This window comes from Bacillus sp. BC05(2025) (assembly GCF_056725905.1).
The window spans coordinates 236,084-257,037 of the sequence record NZ_JBWYRA010000001.1; the positions used below are offsets into that span (position 1 = coordinate 236,084).

The 20,954-nt window shown below is 32.9% G+C and carries 26 protein-coding genes and 2 pseudogenes; 4 read left to right on the plus strand and 24 right to left on the minus strand.

The window, feature by feature from the left end; translation table 11 throughout:
- Positions 1 to 2: 2 nt before the first annotated feature.
- Positions 3 to 1,172 (minus strand): ParM/StbA family protein, encoded by a 1,170-nt coding sequence (locus ACZ76X_RS01225; RefSeq protein WP_071759329.1) that lies wholly within the window; start codon positions 1,170 to 1,172, stop codon positions 3 to 5.
- A 210-nt stretch (positions 1,173 to 1,382) separates the two neighbouring features.
- Here ACZ76X_RS01225 and ACZ76X_RS01230 point away from each other — a divergent pair, with 210 nt between their 5' ends.
- A complete protein-coding gene (locus ACZ76X_RS01230; protein WP_479849222.1) occupies positions 1,383 to 1,784 on the plus strand; it encodes a DUF2178 domain-containing protein in 402 nt (133 codons plus the stop codon).
- Positions 1,785 to 1,828: 44 nt separating this feature from the next.
- On the opposite strand, the gene ACZ76X_RS01235 is transcribed toward ACZ76X_RS01230, so the two are convergent.
- From ACZ76X_RS01235 to sleB, 7 genes are all read right to left on the minus strand, one after another.
- Complete coding sequence (locus tag ACZ76X_RS01235; RefSeq protein WP_479849223.1) at positions 1,829 to 2,365, minus strand: DUF1697 domain-containing protein; 537 nt, start codon at positions 2,363 to 2,365, stop codon at positions 1,829 to 1,831.
- A gap of 107 nt (positions 2,366 to 2,472) precedes the next feature.
- Positions 2,473 to 2,931, minus strand: coding sequence for a GNAT family N-acetyltransferase (locus ACZ76X_RS01240; RefSeq protein WP_479849224.1), 459 nt, complete (start codon positions 2,929 to 2,931; stop codon positions 2,473 to 2,475).
- A gap of 198 nt (positions 2,932 to 3,129) precedes the next feature.
- The gene (locus ACZ76X_RS01245) at positions 3,130 to 3,627 is read right to left on the minus strand and encodes a GNAT family N-acetyltransferase (RefSeq protein ID WP_479849225.1); all 498 of its coding nucleotides are present in this window, start codon (positions 3,625 to 3,627) and stop codon (positions 3,130 to 3,132) included.
- A gap of 24 nt (positions 3,628 to 3,651) precedes the next feature.
- Complete coding sequence (locus ACZ76X_RS01250; RefSeq protein WP_479849226.1) at positions 3,652 to 4,008, minus strand: hypothetical protein; 357 nt, start codon at positions 4,006 to 4,008, stop codon at positions 3,652 to 3,654.
- Positions 4,009 to 4,120: 112 nt separating this feature from the next.
- Positions 4,121 to 4,717, minus strand: a complete 597-nt coding sequence (locus ACZ76X_RS01255) for a YhcN/YlaJ family sporulation lipoprotein (RefSeq protein WP_048525826.1) — start codon at positions 4,715 to 4,717, stop codon at positions 4,121 to 4,123.
- Positions 4,718 to 4,743: 26 nt separating this feature from the next.
- Entirely contained in the window at positions 4,744 to 6,084 is a 1,341-nt protein-coding gene (gene ypeB, locus ACZ76X_RS01260) for a germination protein YpeB (protein ID WP_479849227.1), read from the minus strand.
- Between the two features lie 15 nt (positions 6,085 to 6,099).
- Entirely contained in the window at positions 6,100 to 6,861 is a 762-nt protein-coding gene (gene sleB / locus ACZ76X_RS01265; protein WP_098668170.1) for a spore cortex-lytic enzyme, read from the minus strand.
- Positions 6,862 to 7,005: 144 nt separating this feature from the next.
- On the opposite strand from sleB, the gene ACZ76X_RS01270 reads away from it, so the two are divergent.
- A complete protein-coding gene (locus tag ACZ76X_RS01270; RefSeq protein WP_479849228.1) occupies positions 7,006 to 7,338 on the plus strand; it encodes a DUF3889 domain-containing protein in 333 nt (110 codons plus the stop codon).
- 97 nt (positions 7,339 to 7,435) lie between these two features.
- On the opposite strand, the gene ACZ76X_RS01275 is transcribed toward ACZ76X_RS01270, so the two are convergent.
- The 6 genes from ACZ76X_RS01275 to kynU all read right to left on the minus strand — a co-directional run bounded on the left by ACZ76X_RS01275 (position 7,436) and on the right by kynU (position 13,262).
- Positions 7,436 to 8,353: a serine hydrolase domain-containing protein gene (locus tag ACZ76X_RS01275; RefSeq protein ID WP_479849229.1), complete on the minus strand. Its 918-nt coding sequence runs from the start codon at positions 8,351 to 8,353 to the stop codon at positions 7,436 to 7,438.
- 420 nt (positions 8,354 to 8,773) lie between these two features.
- The gene (locus tag ACZ76X_RS01280) at positions 8,774 to 8,980 is read right to left on the minus strand and encodes a putative quinol monooxygenase (protein WP_479849230.1); all 207 of its coding nucleotides are present in this window, start codon (positions 8,978 to 8,980) and stop codon (positions 8,774 to 8,776) included.
- A gap of 40 nt (positions 8,981 to 9,020) precedes the next feature.
- Positions 9,021 to 9,950 (minus strand): DUF3994 domain-containing protein, encoded by a 930-nt coding sequence (locus tag ACZ76X_RS01285; RefSeq protein ID WP_479849231.1) that lies wholly within the window; start codon positions 9,948 to 9,950, stop codon positions 9,021 to 9,023.
- A gap of 521 nt (positions 9,951 to 10,471) precedes the next feature.
- The gene (gene kynA, locus ACZ76X_RS01290; RefSeq protein ID WP_479849232.1) at positions 10,472 to 11,311 is read right to left on the minus strand and encodes a tryptophan 2,3-dioxygenase; all 840 of its coding nucleotides are present in this window, start codon (positions 11,309 to 11,311) and stop codon (positions 10,472 to 10,474) included.
- Between the two features lie 32 nt (positions 11,312 to 11,343).
- Entirely contained in the window at positions 11,344 to 11,973 is a 630-nt protein-coding gene (gene kynB / locus ACZ76X_RS01295; protein WP_479849233.1) for an arylformamidase, read from the minus strand.
- A 2-nt stretch (positions 11,974 to 11,975) separates the two neighbouring features.
- Entirely contained in the window at positions 11,976 to 13,262 is a 1,287-nt protein-coding gene (kynU, locus tag ACZ76X_RS01300) for a kynureninase (protein WP_306182884.1), read from the minus strand.
- A 159-nt stretch (positions 13,263 to 13,421) separates the two neighbouring features.
- Between kynU and ACZ76X_RS01305 the strand changes: the two genes are divergently transcribed.
- Positions 13,422 to 14,033: a TetR/AcrR family transcriptional regulator gene (locus tag ACZ76X_RS01305; protein ID WP_479849234.1), complete on the plus strand. Its 612-nt coding sequence runs from the start codon at positions 13,422 to 13,424 to the stop codon at positions 14,031 to 14,033.
- 71 nt (positions 14,034 to 14,104) lie between these two features.
- Here ACZ76X_RS01305 and ACZ76X_RS01310 read toward each other — a convergent pair whose 3' ends face one another.
- The 9 genes and pseudogenes from ACZ76X_RS01310 to ACZ76X_RS01350 all read right to left on the minus strand — a co-directional run bounded on the left by ACZ76X_RS01310 (position 14,105) and on the right by ACZ76X_RS01350 (position 19,423).
- Positions 14,105 to 14,563 (minus strand): SRPBCC family protein, encoded by a 459-nt coding sequence (locus tag ACZ76X_RS01310; RefSeq protein WP_479849235.1) that lies wholly within the window; start codon positions 14,561 to 14,563, stop codon positions 14,105 to 14,107.
- A 126-nt stretch (positions 14,564 to 14,689) separates the two neighbouring features.
- The gene (locus ACZ76X_RS01315) at positions 14,690 to 14,929 is read right to left on the minus strand and encodes a DUF3953 domain-containing protein (protein ID WP_479849236.1); all 240 of its coding nucleotides are present in this window, start codon (positions 14,927 to 14,929) and stop codon (positions 14,690 to 14,692) included.
- A gap of 132 nt (positions 14,930 to 15,061) precedes the next feature.
- A pseudogene (locus tag ACZ76X_RS01320) lies at positions 15,062 to 15,202 on the minus strand (DUF3977 family protein); the annotation flags it as partial.
- 150 nt (positions 15,203 to 15,352) lie between these two features.
- Positions 15,353 to 15,469: pseudogene (locus tag ACZ76X_RS01325) on the minus strand (DUF3977 family protein); the annotation flags it as partial.
- A 112-nt stretch (positions 15,470 to 15,581) separates the two neighbouring features.
- Complete coding sequence (locus tag ACZ76X_RS01330; RefSeq protein WP_479849237.1) at positions 15,582 to 17,432, minus strand: sigma-54-dependent Fis family transcriptional regulator; 1,851 nt, start codon at positions 17,430 to 17,432, stop codon at positions 15,582 to 15,584.
- Between the two features lie 122 nt (positions 17,433 to 17,554).
- Positions 17,555 to 17,728, minus strand: a complete 174-nt coding sequence (locus tag ACZ76X_RS01335; protein ID WP_479849238.1) for a hypothetical protein — start codon at positions 17,726 to 17,728, stop codon at positions 17,555 to 17,557.
- A 17-nt stretch (positions 17,729 to 17,745) separates the two neighbouring features.
- On the minus strand, positions 17,746 to 18,084 hold the full coding sequence (locus ACZ76X_RS01340; RefSeq protein WP_098228385.1) for an NIPSNAP family protein: 339 nt from the start codon (positions 18,082 to 18,084) through the stop codon (positions 17,746 to 17,748).
- Positions 18,085 to 18,088: 4 nt separating this feature from the next.
- Positions 18,089 to 18,640, minus strand: coding sequence for an N-acetyltransferase family protein (locus ACZ76X_RS01345; RefSeq protein WP_479849239.1), 552 nt, complete (start codon positions 18,638 to 18,640; stop codon positions 18,089 to 18,091).
- A 12-nt stretch (positions 18,641 to 18,652) separates the two neighbouring features.
- Positions 18,653 to 19,423, minus strand: a complete 771-nt coding sequence (locus tag ACZ76X_RS01350; RefSeq protein ID WP_479849240.1) for a DeoR/GlpR family DNA-binding transcription regulator — start codon at positions 19,421 to 19,423, stop codon at positions 18,653 to 18,655.
- Between the two features lie 250 nt (positions 19,424 to 19,673).
- Here ACZ76X_RS01350 and ACZ76X_RS01355 point away from each other — a divergent pair, with 250 nt between their 5' ends.
- Entirely contained in the window at positions 19,674 to 20,165 is a 492-nt protein-coding gene (locus tag ACZ76X_RS01355; protein WP_479849241.1) for a hypothetical protein, read from the plus strand.
- A 42-nt stretch (positions 20,166 to 20,207) separates the two neighbouring features.
- Here the strand turns inward: ACZ76X_RS01355 and ACZ76X_RS01360 are convergent, their stop codons facing one another.
- On the minus strand, positions 20,208 to 20,864 hold the full coding sequence (locus ACZ76X_RS01360) for a DUF4085 family protein (protein ID WP_479849242.1): 657 nt from the start codon (positions 20,862 to 20,864) through the stop codon (positions 20,208 to 20,210).
- Positions 20,865 to 20,954: the final 90 nt, after the last annotated feature.

Sequence of the window (20,954 nt, forward strand, 5' to 3'; positions counted from 1 at the left end):
AACTAACTTATCGTTAAGTTTGTAAACCCTAACTCTTTTTGTTTATGTTCTCTATATTTTGGTGAACAAGTGTAGACTAATAATCCACGTGCATTTGTAAATAATGGATTATCCACAAAGATTACATTTGTTAATCGTCCTTTTTGTTTTAAAATCATTTTTAAACTATTTTTAATAATTACTGCGCCCCCACCATAAATAAATACGTATGGATCGTCCTTCATATCATCAATTTTATTTATAATATCCGTTGCGACACGTGCTGCTAATCCTAATAATGCCGGTTGTGACTCCTCAACTAATAACGCATTTCTTGGGTGCTTTTCATTTAAATAAATTTGGTTAAACTCTGTAATACTATCAATCGTCTTTGTTGGATACTTCCGGTTCCATCTCGTAATAATTTGTAGTAACGTTTCTTTCACACCATATGATAAGCCCTTACTTAATTGTGGTCTAAAGTTAACACCTAGTGAAACTACTTCTTCTGTCGTCCCTGCGCCAATATCAAAAGATAATAATGTTTTATCAACAAAATCAATTTCTGAAACTTGATTTTGTTCACATTCTATTTTATGTTTTACAACATTTCCTTCTTCATCATATACAATGCCCCACGTCCCAGAAGCACCCTCAGGTAGGCATTTACAATATTCAATAGAAATATTAATTGTCACATCACGTCCGTTAGGATAATGGAATACAACCTTATGATTGCCCATATAACGTTTCGCATTTTCCGCAGCTATTTCTTGTGTAATAAGCTGCATAGGAAGAGCAACAGATAAATCATATCGAATATTAATATGACTAGAAGTTGGACTTTGACGCATAGCACTTACCGCTAAACCAGATAAAATTGTAATAACCATTAACTCATCAGTTGACTTATTTGATTTCTTCTCAACCTCAGTACCTTTTAATTGATCTTGAATGACTTTTTCTCCAACGATGTACCGCACGTTATTTAACATTAACGATGGAGAACTGATGGTCACGTCAATGTGATTTTCTAATTCAGATAAGGAAACATCTCCCTCATCTAACAATCCAGTAGGCTCTCCTATATATAAAGCATATATACTCGGAATAAAAATAGGATCTTGCCCTTTCACCATTAACTTCAAACCGTTATTTCCTGCATCAGCACCAGCTTTTAAAAGAATAGACATAACTACCCCCTAAATTAATCTGACATCCCTTCCAAATATATGCGAGCCCATTCTTTTACATTCAAATGTAATGTAATTTTTTATGAATCGCAAAAACAAAACGTTATATTATTACACCATTCATGTAAAAAATATTTGATATGAATGTTTTCCAATTTTATACTATGTTTGTAAAGAGTTTTTTACAACTATGGAGGTGTCGTTTCTAATATGAATCGCAAAAATTTCATTTTACTAACAATCATTTTATCGTTACTTGGAGTACTTATATATGGGGTCTATAAATACATCTCTGAAGGTGCGATATTAGGTGGAACAATATTCGCAAGTGCAATAATAATTAGCTACCTCTTCAATTATATTACGTGGGGAGATCCAAACGGAGTATCGGAAGAAAACCAAGATGAAATGGGACAACAAATCCAATATAAAAGTTTTAAAGTTGCTTATTTTGTACTAATATGCCTAATATTTTTTATTTTACTATTATCAGAAGGATTTACATTCCTATTACTCGATGAAATAAAGAATCTTCCTCTTTTTATCGCCCTTTGCTCTTCTTTCTTTATTTATCCTATTGTCGAACTTATAGTTGCAAAACAATATAAATAAAAAGGTGAGATTTTCTGAATATAGAAAATCTCACCTTTTTGTATTTACATTCCCTCAACTATCGCTTTTAACTTATTCACAGTCCGCCAATTCCTTACTGTAGCTGGTGTATGTAACTTCTGAAACTGGTTCATTAATTTAGAGTTTCGAATGCTATTTTTGAAAAACAAATACACTACCTTTTCATCTATATAACAATCTTCAGTTTCATTTTTTTGCATAAGCAGCTGATCTATTTCTTTTTCAGAAAGTTCATTTGCTAAGAAGGCAGCATGTATACTTTCCCCCTCAAGTAATGAATCGACTTCATAAGGACACCTTTTTATCATATTTATAAATTCAACATGTGTTCTTAACATGACCGGAACATCAAATCCAAAAACGTTTTTAATTTCTGATTGTATTTGTTTATTTAAAAAATCAATATCTTTTTCAGATTCGAACACGATATTACCGCTTTGAATATATGTTTTTACTTGTTTTAACTCTATTGATTCAAACATTTGTTTTAAATCAGCCATTTTGATTATCTTATGCCCGCCTACATTAATTCCTCTTAGAAGCGCAATATAAATGGTCATATCATTTCTCCTTATTCAAATGTGTTTCACAATTGATGTAATAATATAAAAGATAAGAATCTTGCTACATTGTATTGAAGTAAGTTTCTTATCGTTTTTTAATTTCGTTATAGATCCGTTGACTTTTTAAACAAAGGTATATGCCCTCCACTAGGCCCATAAGCAACTCCAATTTTTTCCCATTCATATTTTTCATAATAGCCTTTAAGATCTGAAGTAAGATAAAGAAATTTGTACCCTCTTTTTGCTGCTTCTAGCAGTCCATGATTCAACAATTTTTTGCCTATAGATTTGCCCCTAAATTTTTCATCTACAAACAAACATGCTAGCCATGGACTCAAATCCTGACGACTATTTAAATCATTGCGAATTAATGCATACGTTCCGATAATCTTATCGTCTACTTTTGCTATGTAAAAACTCGGTATGCCATTTGAATTAGTTAAAGCATTAGTCATACAATCTTCATAAAAAGCACGCCCACCTTCCTCACCCCATTCTTTCCAAAAAACATCTATTGCCTTATTAAATAAGTCATCCTTTTTTAGTAATTGAATTATTTCCATAAAGCTAAGCCTCCTAAAAATATTATGTAATGATTGTACAAATAACTAAAATTAATGCTTTTCAAGTATCTTTAATTTTTTATGTATCTAGCTATAATTTCTTTACTCTAAAATATAGCCTTTTAATATTAATTCTCTTATCGTTCTAAATAAAAAAACTTACTACTTTGTTACGCGAGGAGTAAGTTTTTCTTCTCATTATTTTATGATAGGTAAATGCATTATTATTTGTTGACCAATTGGTCCCATTCTTCTAAAACCTTTATCTTGGAAGCCGACTTTTTCGTATAAATTTTGTGCAGGAATATTTTTTTCATTTACAGCAAGTACAACTTCATTTTTTATCGAAAAATAACGTTGTACAAAGTCTTGTAATAGTACCAATGACTTTTCAGCATATCCTTTCCTTTGTCTATCGTAATTTATAGAAAATGATGTTAAAAGTAATGCATCTGGATTGTCTGTGAACTCCTGTACTCTATCTCCCGTTTGCAATGCAAAAAGACCGACAGGTATCCCGTTGTAATCTAAAATAACAATCACATTTTTTGTACGATCACTCTTTGCTTTCTCCAATAATTCGCTCGGATCTGATGTGAATTGGACTTGTTCACTTGGTAAAGTAAATGTTTGTATAACTTCTTTATATTTTTCTTTATACGGAACTAATTGTATTTCCCCAGTATGTATGTTCATGTTAAACTCTCCCATTTTTACTTATTAACTTAAACCTTGCTGCACTTTAGAATGTACTTTTCCATCTAAAAAGGTAATTTCAACTAATGCAGTTGAATTGCTTCCCTTCCAAGCAAAAATTTGTTTAATTTGTGTAGAATCTTCTACACCTTCTTCTATAAGTAAATTACCATCAAAACCAATTAATTCTTTCACTTCTGTATAAGTCATTCCTTCATTTATATTCGAGAAATGATTTATATTAATAGTTTCTTTCTTCTCACTTTCCATCACGGTTGAAGAAGTCGCTGTTTGTTTTTTCACTTCTTTCTTCTGTTCACACGCTGTCATACTGAAACCTAAGCATAAACTACATAATATTAATGCGCTTTTTTTCATCATAACAGTTGTCCCTCCCATAATAATTAAACCATATTTTCCCTTAAAAATAAACTGAATATTCAATATTATATTAGAAAACCCTGCACAATTTAGTACAGGGTTAAGGTTAATTTTATTTATTCAAATGATTATTTGATTGGTCATCCTGTTCTTTTCTTAGTTCTTGTTCTTCCTCTTTTGGTAATTGTTTATCATTATCTTTAATTGGGTTCGTTTCTCGATTTTCAATCATGTCATTTGGAACTTGTGGCATGACTCGGCCAACAATTGCAGCTAACTCATCTAGTATACCTTCGCCTGTTTTTCCTTTTTTAATTTGCTTTCCAATTTGTTTTAGTCTTTCATACGTATCAACATCTGCTACAACGACTGCATTAGCACCATCAGGATCGTTTTTTAAACTTTCTGCAACAGAGTATTTAATGGACTCAACGCGAGTTCGATCAAGTTTCGCTTTTACATCAATACCTACAATAGCATATTTACCGACTACTACGGCAGTTGCATCATTCACACCTGGCACACTTGCAGCTAAAGATGCTAAATGGTCCGCTGCTTTTTCATTTGGCTTATTTGGTTTGTTCGTGTAATTAACATTTTTCGTCGAAACATTTTTTTGCTCTGGTTTTTCGTTTGAATTGTCCTTTTTTCCTATACTACAGCCAGTTATAAATAAGCAAAGCATCAACATATATATTAGAATCTTCATTATTCTCACCACTTTACTATTAAAGTTTAATCATAAATTTTTTCAACAGCTTGCATTTTCTTCACTTTTTCCTCTGCGCCGCTATTTGCATTAATGAAAATTTGATACGTATCTTTTCCTAATGTACCTACAAATTCATAGCAAAGTACTTCGTTATGCAAATCATTTACTACGACAGCTTTACGTTCTTCCATAACTTTAACATCTTGATTGATTTTCTTTCTTGCTTCTGCTGCAGTTAGTTTAGCTGATGGAACTGTTCGTTTTTGATGTGATGCTAAATATTCTTTTGCGGAGAATCCGACGATAGAACCGTCATCTAAAGCAATTTTCATTTGGATTGCTTCTGGATAAATTCGTACACCATTTTCATTTACTACATACGTAAATACACCAACATTATCATATTGTGAACTATCAAAAAGCTCCATATTCTTAAACTTATGGTCCTTTAAGAATGTCAAACCTTTACTTCCTGCATCGTTTAAACTAATTTTCTGTTCTTTAATTTCTCGATTATTCATAACCCAAATTGGATATCCGCCTTTCCCGGTAATATCCATATAAAATTCATTATTCGTTGCTGGATCTTTTATTTTCACACTATAGAAAGATTCTTTCGCACCTTTTCCGCTTTTTTCAACTTCTACTTTTTCATTTCCTTTTAAATTCAAAAACGATTTTGCAATTTTCGCCGCTTCATCTTTAGAAATTGCTTTTCCTTCTGCTTCAAATCCACCTTTTTTATTTTTTTGTGCACTTGTAAAGGTTGGTCCGAAGTTTGTAGAGGAATACGATGTTACATTTTTTTCTACTGTCTTTAATCCGTCAATAATTGTATTGTCTGCAGGATCGCGATTTGATGCGAGTGCCATCTCAACATCCATCCAGCGTAAATTATTTTTCAAAACAAGATGTTGCACTTTTCGTAACTCATCTTGTATATTCCCCGCATTTGAATATAAAGTTTGTAATGTTTTGTATTCTTGATCATTTAACGGCTCTTTTTCTAAATCACGAATGGCTGCACGGTAACTAAAATCACCGATATTCGCTAAAAATTCTTCTGTTTTATTAAAAGGCATTAATGTTAAAGGAAGTTGTCCTACATCCGAACGAGCTACAGATGTTATTCTCCATACGTCTGCTAATGCAGGCGATAAAGATGCGCGTGAATTCATCGCCAGCGTTGTTCCAATTTTGTCGTGCAATAAATCAACCTCATATGCTAAATCATGAAACGCACGTTGATAACTATTTTCCGCTCGAATTAATACTGCATTCTTCTCTTGATGTTCTTTATAGCCCCAGTATCCTGTTCCGACTACACCGACTGTTAATAATACAATGATAATACCTCGTAACATAGTTCCACCTCCGCTCTATTTACAGAAAATATGTTTCCCAATCTTTTTAATTTGTGGACGAGTCCAAATCCATTTACTTGTTGCAGTATCTGGATTGAAATAATACAATGCATTTCCTGTTGGATCCCATCCATTAATTGCATCTAATACAGCTTTTTTCGCTGTTTCATTTGGCGTTAAATAGATTTGTCCGTCTGCTACCGCGGTAAATGCTCTTGGCTCAAAGATGACACCCGAAACGGTATTTGGGAACGATGCACTTGTAACCCGATTTAAAATAACTGCAGCTACCGCAACTTGTCCTAAGTACGGCTCACCACGAGATTCTCCATATACTGCGTTTGCCATAAGCTGAATGTCATTTTGAGAATAACCATTGGGAACATTTGTCCCTTTATTTTGAGATGGTTTATTCTCTTGTGCAGTACCACCACTATTTCCTTTATTAGAAGTTGACTTATCATACTTTGTTGCTTTTACGAGCATTTGCTTCGTTTTAGCTCCAGCTAAACCATCGACAGGTAATCCGAATTTCTCTTGGAAATTTCGAAGTGCCCAGTATGTACCCCATCCGAAAACACCATCCACTTTTCCCGTATAATATCCGTTATATTTCAAACGAGATTGCAGTTCAATGACATCTTCGCCAGATGCCCCTCTTTGAATGACTTGGTTAGAAAAAGCTTCTACATTTTTCAGTTGTATACTACTAACCATCAAAGATAGTCCTATGAACGCAAGTAAAACTGCTATTTTAAAAATAGCTTTTTGGCGCATAATTTTCCCTCCTTAATTATGTAAATGATTTCTTGGTTATGTTTTGTAAAAGCCTCGCTTTTATGTAAAGAAGACAAAAAAATCCAAACTCATATCGTTGAAAAAATATGTAAACAATATAAAAAAATATAAAAGGAGTTCATCATGAAAAAATTGTTAAAGCGTGTCGCACTCGTCATTTTATTTATCACAACATGTTCAAATACATATACCGGCTCATCAATTGTTCATGCGCAGCCACCGTATGCCAAATGGGGGAAACTTGCTGTAGAAAAGACGAAAGAACAATATCCAAAAGCGGAGATTATTGATTACCTTCATATAGGTAGAAAACCAAAAACCATTCAAATAACAGTTGAAAAATTTAAATTGTGGCTACGTGAGGATGGAAAAGAATATGGCGTTTTTGTTGATGTTGAATTTGAAACGAAGACAGAGAAATTTATAAAGATGACGTTTCAGAAGACGAGTAGATAAAATGAAAGAACCCGCACTGTTTATATTTTAAACAGTGCGGGTTCTTTCATTTCTAAACTCCATTCCTATATTTACACCTTTCATACATTCTGTCTGCTTATTTAAACTTATAATTCTCTTGTACATGCTCAATAAACAATTTCAATGGAACAAGTCCACGTTTTGGCATATGACTACTTATAATAGCAACAAGCTCTAACTGTGGAATGACAACGATGTATTGCCCGCCATATCCCATAGCAAAGTACATACAATGCGGTATGTGAAATCTTTCGTTATTCAAAACCCACCAGTGATATCCATACGCCCCTACATGTTCATACGTTTCAAATAGAGCTGTACTTGATTCTTCTATCCATTTCGATGATACAATTTCATTCCCCTGCCAATATCCATGCTGCAAGCATAATATTCCGAGCTTTAATAAATCTTTAGATTTCATTTTCATACCGAAACCGCCAACATGTATGCCTTGGGGGTCTTGTTGCCACTCATATTCGGTAATTTCTAATGGATCAAATAAATATTTTTTCGCAAACTGTTCTGTCGGCATTCCAGTTGCTTCTTGAATAATATAGCTCAGCAAGTGAGAAGACCCTGAGTTATAATTCATTTTTGTAGCGGGTTCTTCCATTATTGGTTTTTCTACTATGTACTGCACCCAGTTTTCCGATTCTACAAAATCATTTGGGAACACTACTCCATTTCCGAACTCTTTCCAATCCTCACCTGTAGTCATCGTTAATAGATGATAAAGAGTCAAATCCCGCTTTTCATTTGATACATTTTCAATCCACTCTATAATCGGTGTATGTATATCATTTATATATCCTTTATCAATTGCAATACCAATTAATATAGATACAATGCTTTTTGTAATCGAATTTATTTTAAATAGATTATTTTCACACTCTAACGTTTTATAATATTTAGTTGTTAACTCACCTTTTTGATAAACAAGAAATGTATTTACTTTTTTCTTTTCAAATTTATTTTCTAGTTGCTTGAAATTCAAAACTTTACCTCCAATTAAATCATTACCTAATTTATTATATCTTGTAGCTTTCATTAAAACATACTTGTGTTCAAATAAAAAACAAACCTGCCAGTTAATCTGGTAACTATGTCAAAGACATATAAAAAAAGAGATTAAGCAATTAGAAGCTGATTCCTATTTTGAATGGGAGTCAGCTTCTTTAAGTTCCACTGATATCGATAATTGTTATAGTAAACCATACTTTCTTTAAATGCGAAAGAGCAACCTGTTTTTTAGACAAGTCACTCTTTAAATTATTTATTAATTTACTTTTTTGTTTGATAAATTAGTTCGCCACTCATTCGTTGGTGTAAGATAACTAATTATTCTTTCATCGATTAAATCTACTAGTTTATTCTCATATGTATTTCTATAAGGTTTAGGAAGTTCTTCTTCTAGCTAACTTTCCTTTGTTCCTTTCCAAATTTCAAAAAGAATAACCTCATTTGGATTATCAATATCATCTGAAAGAACAGCACTTACAAAAGCTAGTTCATGTTCCATCTCTCTCATATTAGCAGATAGTAGTTCTTTGAATTCTTCCTTTTTCCCACTTTTAATTCGAAATCTTCTATAGAGAATTACGTTTTTGTTATTATTACTCATCCATATCAAAATTCATGTAAAACCTTTTTTAAAACAATATCTACTTCTGTCTTTCTACTTCTAATTTGTTACCTTTATTATCTACCATTCTTAAAGAACCTGCTCTGAGAAACTCAACTGTATAATCTACTACCGCATTCATTTGTCTAGCATCTATCTTCTTACCATCTTTAACAAATTCAGTAGGAATCAAAGTTACTTGCTTCTTATCTGCATTATATAACCACGTACCTGTCATATGGTTGTCTTCATAAGAAGTCTTACCAGTATCATCATAAGCCGTGAATGAATTATCTTCTCTAAAGTCTAAACCTTTATGAAACTCAGAACCTCTGTAACTACCCCACGAACCAAATAACTCTTTACCGTCTGCGGATATTTGCACATTATCATCATCGGATTTAGCAGTTGAAGGAGTATCAGTTTTTGTCCCTGTATCAAAACCAAGAGCGTTTGCTTTTTTTACTGTGGCATCTTCAATTGGTTTGAAACCAGCTTTCCAATAACCATTACCTTCTTTGATTAACTCCATTGATTCTTTTGCCTTTGACTTATCTATGTCTTTAGCATTCGTTTTTGCCATTTTAGCTTGAATTGCATATGCTTTACTATAACAGCCTACTGCCTTTAATATTTCTTTATGTGAGTCTTGATACTCTTTAGGCGGTTCTATTTTATCAAACTTGGTAATAGTCTTTTGTAACTCAGCTTCTTCTTTTACCAACCCTTTTACTAGATCCTTTTCGTCCTTCGTTTTATCTAATGCTATCTCAGTTATAGAAGAAATTTTATTCATTAATTCAGAAGATAAACCAGTCATACGAACTGGATACTGCTCTTTTGATAACTTATCCTTAGTTTCTGACTTAGACTCTACTTTTTCTTTTGGTTTTGCGTCAATTTTATCAGTACCACAACCTGCCAATAACATAATCGGTATCGCAAAACTTACTAGTTTCTTTGCTTTCATTATGTATCCTCCCCTTAGAAAACATTGTAATTATTTTACATATTGTACCATAACATAAATTTTATAAATAAGATATGAAATTTTCTCATAATTAATAGGAATTTTGAGTGTTTTAACAAAATGAAAACAAGTTTACGATTGTAGTAAATCCCGCTCTGTCTGCTTTTAAAAAATTCCCCTTATTGATTCCTCAGTGTTTTGGAGCACTTTTTACGACCTCAAAACAATAAGACTTAACTTTTTTATTTTTACTTTAATAACACCCTACTCCATTCTTGTCTATTTATTTTCTAATTTGAATACATCTATCAAATTTAGTTATACTGCTAAATCGTTGTACATTTGAATTGTTTTGAAGTTTTTTATCTCTTTAGTTGAAAATATTATTTTACTCATGATGTCCCCTAATCTCCATATCTTGAAATTCAAGTATATAAAAAATACCCGTAGTAAAAACACTCGTTTTCAAGTGTCCTAACTACAGGTACCAGTTTACAGTTCATTACTGACAGTTTTCTTTTTTATAATTTCGTGCGAACATTCCAAAGCTCTGGGAAGAAACATTGATCAAGTACTCGTTTTAAATACGATACACCAGAAGAGCCGCCTGTTCCCATTTTATGTCCGATAATGCGTTCCACCGTTTTCATATGACGGAAACGCCATTGTTGTAGCCAATCTTCGATATCAATTAATTTTTCAGCAAGCTGATATAAGTTCCAATATTTTTTCACATCGGCATACACTTCTAACCATGCTGCTTCTACCGTTGCATCTTCTTCATAAGGCTGTGTAATATCACGATTTAACACATCTTTATGAATAGGGAATCCTTCTTTTACAAGTGCTTGAATTGCCACATCATACAAACTTGGTGCATGTAGCGCTGTATAAAGTCGAGCGTGTAATTCTGGATCTTTTTCATAAATTTTTAATGCATATGGTGTTTTATAACCAAGCGCATACTCAATCATACGGTATTGATACGATTGAAAACCTGAAGCTTGACCGAGCGAGTCACGAAACTCAATGTACTCTGATGGCGTTAATGTCGCAAGAATATCCCAAGATTGAATAATTTGAGACTGAATTTTTGATACACGTGCTAACATTTTAAAAGCTGGTTGTAATTTATCTTGTTTAATAGATTCAATTGCTGCGTTTAACTCATGTAAAATAAGTTTCATCCAAAGTTCACTTGCTTGGTGAATTACGATAAATAACATTTCATCATGATGGTCTGATAATCTCTTTTGAGAAGATAGTAAACTATCTAATTGTAAATACTCCCCATACGTCATATTCTCTTTAAAGTCCGTATGAATCCCTTTTTCCATAATTACCTTTTCATTTTCTTTCATATTAGCCAAACGCCCCTTTTATATATTTCTACTTATATTGGTCTAATAACTGCTCGAACTGGACTGCCATCTGCCTCTGTTAAGGCAAGTGGTAATGCGATCAATTCATAATCGCCATCTGCTACGTGATCTAGTACGACATTTTCTAAAATGTGTATGCCATGTTTAAATAATTGATGATGCGCTGCTAATTCTTTATCATCTAATGGATCAACTGATGGTACATCCACTCCGATTAAACGTATACCTTTTTCTGAAAGAAATGGTGCTATTTCCGCACGTAAATGCGGGATTACATCTGGGAATTCATTCGCTTTACCATGTGAAGATGTGCGTAACAACAATCGTTCTACGCCTTCTAAATGAAAGTTTTCCAATTCCTTTTTCCCGATGCTTTCAAGATTCGAAACATCTATGATACGCGCTGGTCCGACATAAACTTGAACATCTAAGTCTATTACTTTCTTTCCTTCATTATCAAAATGAAACGGTGCATCAATATGAGTGCCTGTATGAATACTCATCGTTAACTTTCCGACATTTACTGAACCACTCTCTTCTTTTGACCATGAAACTTCATACGAGAATGGTGTATCCCCTGGCCAAGTAGCAATATCATTATTTAGCGGTTGTGAAATATCAATCCACTCTGATGTTTTCATACTTAGGCCACAACCTCTCGCTTATTTTCAAACTGCTTATACTCTTCATTTTTCATTATTTTCTTTAATATTTGTACAGATTTCCATACTTCTTCGTATGTGTTATATAAAGCGACCGGTGCAAGTCTTACTCCATTAGGTGCACGGAAATCAGGGATAACTCCATTTGCTTTTAACGCTTTACAAATGCGTGCTGCTTCTGCATGCTCTAAATAAATGTGCCCGCCTCGTTTTTCATCCTCAAATGGATTTCCAATTGTAAATCCGAAATCTTTTAATTCATGATCAATCAAATTAAGCATGTATCTTGTAATATGTAATGATTTTTCGCGTAAACGTTCTATACCAGCATCTTTAAACATTTCAAGAGAACCAATTAAAGGTGCAGTACTTAATACGTGTGGTGTACCAATTTGATAAGCACCTGCATGATCAGCAGCTGTTAATGTATGTTCCATATCAAACTGCTTATCTTTTCTAGAACTAAACCAACCTGATAATCCCGGAAGTCTATTAAAGTGCTTTTTATTTACATAAAGCCCTGCAACACCACCAGGTCCCGCATTTAAGTATTTATAATTACACCAAATCGCGAAATCAACATCCCACTCTTTGAAATGATGCGGAATAGAACCGATTGAATGACATAAATCAAATCCAATATGAATACCACGCTCATGAGCTTCCATTGTTAAACGTTTCATATCAAGAATTTGTCCACTTCTATATAGTACAGAAGGCAATAAAATTAACGCGATGTCATCTGTCATTGCTTGAATAATATCATCTTCAGAAAGTGTTCTACCGTCTCGGCTCTTCACTCGTACTAAATGCTCATCTGGATCTAGGCCCTTTAAACGAATTTGACTTTGAAGTGCATATATATCTGACGGAAATGTTAATTCATCAGCAAGGATTTTTGTACGTATTCCTTTCGGCTCATAAAACGTCGCAATTACTTGGTGAATATTCGTCGTTGTGGAACCGGTTACAATTGTTTCTTCCGGTAAAGCTCCAATAAGAGGCGCAGTCAATTCACCTAATTTCTCCGAAAGGAAAAACCACGGATGCTCTCCTTCAGTCCAGCCGTCAATTCCATACTCCTTCCATGAATCGAGCAACGTAAGTAATGATTTCTCTGCTCTTTTTGAAAGTAGCCCTAATGAGTTTCCATCTAAATATATCGTTCCTTCTTTTTTATAGAATTCAGTTTGAAAATCTTTCAGTTCATCATGTTTATCACATTCAAGCGCATATTCATAATTCGGTTGAAATGGTTCTTTATACATGGTGTCACCTTCTTTTAATTTTCTTTTTATTCTAACTAATTGAAATATATCACCTTACTTGATATAACGTCAATGATATTATGTCAGTTGACTTTATATGTGAATTTCTTTTACAATACAGTTATATTTTCAGATATTTCAGTATAAAGAGGTGATTCTTTGAAAAACAGTACTCTTTCATCAAGAAAACACCGCTCCTTAGAAACAAAGAAAAAACTATTACACGCTGGTTACACTATTTTTATACGTAACGGATTTCAAAAAACGACAATTACACAAATTATTAAACATGCAGAAACCGGTTATGGCACGGCATATGTATACTTTAAAAACAAAGATGACCTCCTCATCGTTTTAATGGAAGATGTCATGAATCAATTTTATGATATTGCCGAGCGCTCCTTTTCACCTCAAACAAAAGAAGAAGCATATAAAATGATTCAAAATCAAGTTAGAGCATTTCTGCAACTAGCAAAGAAAGAACGAGCTATTTTACAAGTAGTAGAAGAAGCGATCGGATTATCAAAAGAGATACGTCAAAAATGGGACGAGATACGGGAACGATTTATAAACAATATTACGCAGGATATTACATACTCTCAAGAAAGTGGATTAGCACAGCCTGAATTAAATAAAGAAATTGTAGCACGTGCTTGGTTCGCAATGAATGAAATGTTTCTTTGGACAATTGTGAAAAATGATAAAAAATTAGAGTTAGAAGAGATAGTACATACATTGAAAGAAATGTATACGACGGGGTTATATAAATAGCACACCTTCAATAAATAAGGTGTGCTATTTTACATTTATAAAAATATTTTATCTGGATATGGTAACTAATATTAATTTTCTTTATTATAAGCAGTTTCTACACATTCTGCTAGACGCTCCATTTGTTCCATAGTCAAACCTCGTGAAATCCAACCTGTTAACTTATACATAATTTTATAATAAAAATTACTAGGTTCATATTCTGAAATTAATGTTAGTGCTGTACCTTCCTCATCTTTTTCTAACATATAAGTCATCGCTGAATAACCTTGCTTCATTTCACTTCCTAGTGAAATAATATGTGGTGTATCGTATTCAATGATTTCTACTTCTGCCTCAATTATTTTCTTACCGACTTTTTGAACAGAGATATATGTATCTCCTACACATGGATTCTCTTTATCCATATTTGAAGGATAACGATTTTCTATTATAAACGTATTCCATTCTTTTATTTTTTCATCTTCTACAATATAGTCACAAACTACATCAATTGGTGCTTTTATTACTATTTCTAGTGCGAAACTCATTAAACTGCCCCTCTCAAATACCCTATCCAATTCTATATTAACTAAATCATTATGCCATATTTTATATAGTGAAATACAAGTAGAATTTTAACTTTTATTTTGAGAATGCTTATTGTCATAAGAAAATCATTTAAAATATTTAATAAACGATACAATAATTAAAAATAAAGCAACAAGTAGTAAAGCAATTTCTATACTCCTATTTTCTGTTTCTTTATTTTTGAAATTTTGTATCCCCATACTAACTAACATACATCCTAACAGCGTTTGTAAAATTAGTACGCTTTGTTTCGAAGCATCATCCCAACTATAAATGGAATACCCCATTACAATAATTGCAAGTAAAATTGTTAAAATTCTATTCATACGTAAATCCCTCCTATAAAAGAAGCCACTAAGTTTCCTTAGCGACTTTCTTAATAATTTATATTTACAAAATTGCTTTTTATGAATTTGATATACGTCCAAAGAATTTCCTAGCCAATATAACGACTTATGTCAGTACACCTTTTCTTTATTCATTCTACTTACAATCCCAACTATAAATTTATATTCAATCCTCCTCTTCTTAACCTTTTTAAACCCCTCTTTCGTATCAAAAATAAAACATGATTTCCGAAACCAAATTCGTACATATAAAGTGAAACTTTAATCAGTGGGGTTTTCTTCATCCCCACTGATTATTAGTTGAACCAATCGGACATTTACGGGCAGTTGATCCCCCACCTAACTTCTTTGCTTCCGCTGAATTTTGAGGTGGGGGTCTTACTGCCCGTTAATGCGGGATAAAGACTCAAAATAAATAGGTTTTATAATTCCTCGTTCCTCAAGTTCAGTTCCATCTGTATTTTCTGTTTCTGTTCGAACGAACCACCTATTTCCAATACCAATTTCAATATACTTCACATAAGTCCCCCTTTCGGAAATTTATTTTTAACTATTTTATTATTTCCCCGGTAAGCGCATATTCCGACAGAACATGAGCTCACAAAGAAAAAGTAGATTACAAAAATCTACTTTATAGCTTATATTTCTGCATTCGTTTATAAAATGTACTTCGAGGTACATCTAACAGTTTTGCAGCTAACGAAACATTTCCGTTCGTCTTTTCTAGCGCTTCAATCATGCTATCACGCTGTATTCTTTCACGGAAATTTAATGTATGCTCTGTTTTATTTTCTGCTTGCAATGCAAGTTGATGTTGATATCCCATTATTGTTTGTAATAAAAAAGAGATTTGTTTTTCACATATTTCCCGTCCTTGCGACAAAATGTAAATACGTTCTAATACATTTAATAATTCTCGAATATTTCCGGGCCATGTATGTTGTGAAAATTGATTACAAATGCTCTTTGGAAATGCAACATTCCAATTCTTTCGTTCACAAAAATGTTGTATGAAGTACGGAATATCCTCTTTTCTTTCTATTAACGATGGAACATATAGTGGATAAACATGTAAACGATAATATAAATCTTGACGGAACTTGCCTTCCTCAACTAATCGCAATAAATCTTTATGTGTCGCAGTAATAATACGAATATTTACTGGTATCTCTTTTGAACTGCCAATTGGGGTTACTGTTCGTTCTTGTAAAACACGCAATAATGCGACTTGCATCTCTGGCGGCACTTCACCAATTTCATCTAAAAATATTGTCCCTCCGTCTGCTTGTTCGAATTTCCCTTTATATCCGTGGCGCCGTGCACCTGTAAATGCACCTTCAGCATAACCGAATAATTCACTTTCCATTAATTCTTTCGGCAATGAACCGCAGTTAACAGCTATAAAAGGACCATTTTTTCTTGGACTATTTTCATGAATCGCTCTCGCTACATATTCTTTCCCTACACCTGTTTCACCACAAACATATACACTAGCGTCAGTTGGAGATACTAACTTAATTTCTTCTAAAGTATGTTGAAATGCATTGCTTGTCCCAATAACTCCAGGGAACGTAATTTTGTTTATAGCTGGGGAAGTAGAAAATACATTTCCTTGTTTATTTTCCTTTACATAAATACATTTCCCAATCATTCTATCATTACTATATACTGGTACCTCTAACTTAGGTTTCAATCCATTTTGCATTAGATCTTCTAGTTTCATTCGTGACCAATTAGAAACTCGTTCTCGAACCTTTTTACTTGCAGAAACGATAACATCACGATGATTACAAATAACAACTTGTTCATCACTGTCAATTACATCTAAAAAACGATGGATTAAATGTAATTCATTTTGATGCACTCGAATACTACATTCACGTTCAATCGAATGTGCAATCGAAGTTACTATCCCGAGCATATACGGATGGGAAAATTCAATTGGACAAGAAAAATCTAGAACTCCAATTAATTTCCCATCATCATTATGAATGGGAGCGGCCGCACAGCTCCAGCTATGAGATGCGACAGAATAATGCTCTGTACCACTTATCATAATAGCCTCTTCAATCTGTAATGCGGTTCCTATCGCATTTGTACCAACAGCTGCTTCCGTCCATTTCACACCTTCAATGAAGTTAATGTGTTTCGCTCGTTTCAACGTTTGTTGATTTCCACTTAACGATAGAACGTAACCGTCTGGATCAATTAATAATGCCATCATTTGCAGTTCATCAATGGTTTTTCTCATTTTTTGTATTTGGGGTATTGCTATATCTAGGAAGATTTCACTCTTTTTCTTTTGATCCTGAAAAATATTAGAAGACAAAATTTTCTGACCTTTATTCATATGAGGATTCACATTTGCTTGTTTACATCGATGCCATGACTCTGAAATTCTTTCGTTAATACGGTTCGAATCAAGGACTCCTTCATCAACAAACTTTTTCCATGTATGTAAGTAAAACGGTGAAGCTAACATTGTATCATCTCCCTATTCATTGTTTTGGAGATCTGTAAAACATACTTTTATTATAAAACTGTATAAAAGCGTTTTCAATAAATCTAGAAAGACGACACAAATATGTTAATAATTTGAATATCTTAATGCGCTTCTTTATTCTTTTTTAGTAAAACTATATTTTGTATGATAGACGCAAAGAAAATACATAACCAAAACCACTTTTGTGGATTGCCGTTTATAAAGAAAACTATCAACGCTATTGCAAATAAAATAGTGGATGCTAAACTAAAATATAATTTTGTTTTCATTCCCATTATGCATCACTCCTCAATCACTTTACAGTACATACTAACTCTTCATTTTTTAACTCTAATATGTACTTCTGAAAAACATATTCTCTTCCGCCATGTTTTTCATACCAATCATGTATTCTGTTAACATGTATCTTGTCGTTTCTAATTTTCGATTCAATGTCTTTATACTGGTCATAACTATCATATTCCCATATAGCGAATATTTCTGTTGTATCATCATTATTATCTTTCATCCAGCGTCCTATTAACCTGGAACCATGCTTTAATTGATTGGGTAAGTTCGTGTTAGTAAAGTGCTCATTAAATGTTTCTACAAATTCATTCTTTACTATATAGTACTTTCTTCTGTAAAACATTCCACTACACCTCTTTTATGAATCTTCCCATTACAACCGTATTATAATACTTCCCATCCGACAGTCTTTTATCATGTTTCAAAATACCTTCTACTTCAAAACCTAATTTTTTATACAGCTGAATGGCTTTTTCATTTGTCTCTAACACTTGTAATGATATCTTTTTTACTTCATTTTCATTAGTCCACTGAATAGATTGTTGCAAGAGACTCTTCCCGATTCCATATCCCCAAAACTCTCTTAAAATACAAACGCCAAACTCTACTTTATGGGATAATCTTTTCAAATTTGATCCTTCACATCTTGAAAACCCTACGATTTGGTTGTGCACTTCTGCAACTAAAAAGAGATTCTTCACCTCTTCACTATCTGCTTTTATTATTTTTTGAAAACCTATTTTATCTATAAATCCCTCTCCAGCTTCTCTATCCATATTTTCAGTTTCGCCATCGATCTGAACTCTAATCTTCGATAATTGCTCCGCATCCGTTTGAGCTGCTGAACGAATTGTGTAAGTTAATCCATTTATATAAAACTCTTGTTCTTTTATAATCATTTTAAACTCCTTTTAAATGCAGTCTATTGATGCTATCAAAATTTCTTTGCCTTGTTTCTCAAATTGTTGAATCATTTCTTTAGGAGCTTCTTCATCTGTTATTATAAGTTCAATTTCTCTCAGTGACTCTCCTTTAATAAAGCAATCTCTTCCAAGTTTAGTATGCGGAGCTAAACAAATATTTCTTCTAGCAATTTTACTTACTGTTTTTCCAAAATAAGCAACTTCCGGTGTTGTAGTACTTATACCATTCAATGAAATGCCAACACCTGTAGAGAAATAAATATCAATTGATAACCTACTGATCATTTCAGAGGCAAGTGTATCTGTCATCTTTCCTGATGGTTTCACCTTTCCACCAATTAAATACGTTTCTACATTCTTATAATCCCGTAACTTACTAGCAATTTCTAAAGCATTCGTAATCACTGTAAATGACGTTTCAGGTAAATACTTTAACATTGCATAATGGATAGAAGCTCCGCCAATAAAAACGGAATCTCCTTCTTGTATGTAGGATGCAGCAACTTTCGCAATCGCTTCTTCACCTAGTGAACTATCACGATAACATTTCGATGATTCAGCAGTTAAATTTCTTACTCTAGTAAGTTCGATTGCACCTCCATGTGTTCTTTTTAACAAGCCATCCTTCTCCATAATAGACAAATCTCTTCTTATAGAATCAATAGACATATCGAAACTTTCCGCAAGATCTTTAGCAATTACCCTTCCGTTTTTCTTAAGTAACTCTAAAATTTTCTCTCTACGCTCTTCAGTAAACATGTATCCACCGCCGTCATTGAAGATTCTGAAACTTTATCTTTATTTTAATTATATGCATGTCTCTTCCGTGTTACAATATTTTCAATTCTTATTCACTCTGTTTTATTCAGCTTTCTCCCTCTTTCTATTCCATTAACTTGACAACAAAATAAATGCATATTTGCATATTCTGCAAATACACTTCCATTTCCTTTCCTATTCATGTAAAATTATTCCTATGTTTTACTTTTTAACACAGAAAGGAATTATTATGAAATCTATAATGAAAGTAACTTGTACAGCATTATTATTTACAGGACTTATGGCAGGATGTAGTGGGAATACTGCACCGAAACAAGAAAAGAGCGCTCTTGAAAAGAATGCAATGCACTATGGGGAAATAGTTAAAAATGAATACTATAGAGCAACTGTTGAAAATGCTAAATTCGAAAAAATAGACAAAGAGTGGCGTCTCACAGCTCGTGTTACTATAAATAACGCTCGTGCTGACGGACAAACGATAGATCTTTCAGAAATAAAATATTTCATAAAAGATGAAAAAACGGGTAAAAAATACGAAGGTGAAGTTATACAAAATGAAAATGCTAAAAAGGTTCCATCTGAGTTTTCTTTAACTAGCGACATTGAATTTAATATGAAAACTTCACCAAAAGATTTAAATAATATGTATTTATACATAGATAGCAAAGCTGCGCCGTTAACAGATACATATTGGAAACTTGATAATTTAGCATCTAAATAAAAAAACAGTCCTATAAGACTGTTTTTTTATTTGTAAAGTTTACTAGTTACTTATCTCAAGCAGTACGTCTTTTGCACAAATCGTCACTTCTTCAAATGGACAATCAAATAAAATCCTCAATTCGAACCCTTCATTCGTAAGATCTATTTCATGACATAACCACCAAGCACCTTCAAATTCTTCCGGAATAGAACATTTCATTACCCCTGTAAAAGTTACTTGTAGTTTATCAAATTCACTGAACGTACCGCTGCAATCCAAAGTAATAATTAGCGTATCTTTTGATAATCTCTCTACTGATTTGACTACACTGTCATGTAGTGAGTAATCATGTAGTTGAACGACATTCTGCGAGAGCTTTTCTTTTATACTATTGTAATTATCTATATAAGTTTGTTCTAAATCATTCATTCTTTTCTCATAATCTACTGTCCATTCAAGCATATGTTTCTTTAATTGTTTCGATGGGTATTCTGAATTAATTGTATTGTCATGAATGTATGGATGTAATGACTTAGGTAGAAACTTTAATAAATCTTCTTTCTTTTCTTCCACGTCTTCTCTTAAACTTTGCTTATAATCAATTCTTACTTCTTCGCTCTCTCGTAACATCTCTTCCCATTCTTCTACTGTTTCTGGGAAAATTAAAAATCCAGACACTTGCATTTCTTTATACCAATCTTTATTGAAATATTTCAATAGCTTCCCTCCTAAAACATTTTAACATCCAACAAAAGCGATATATCTATTTATTATATCATTCCAATAACTATTTTTTCTAAAGAAAAA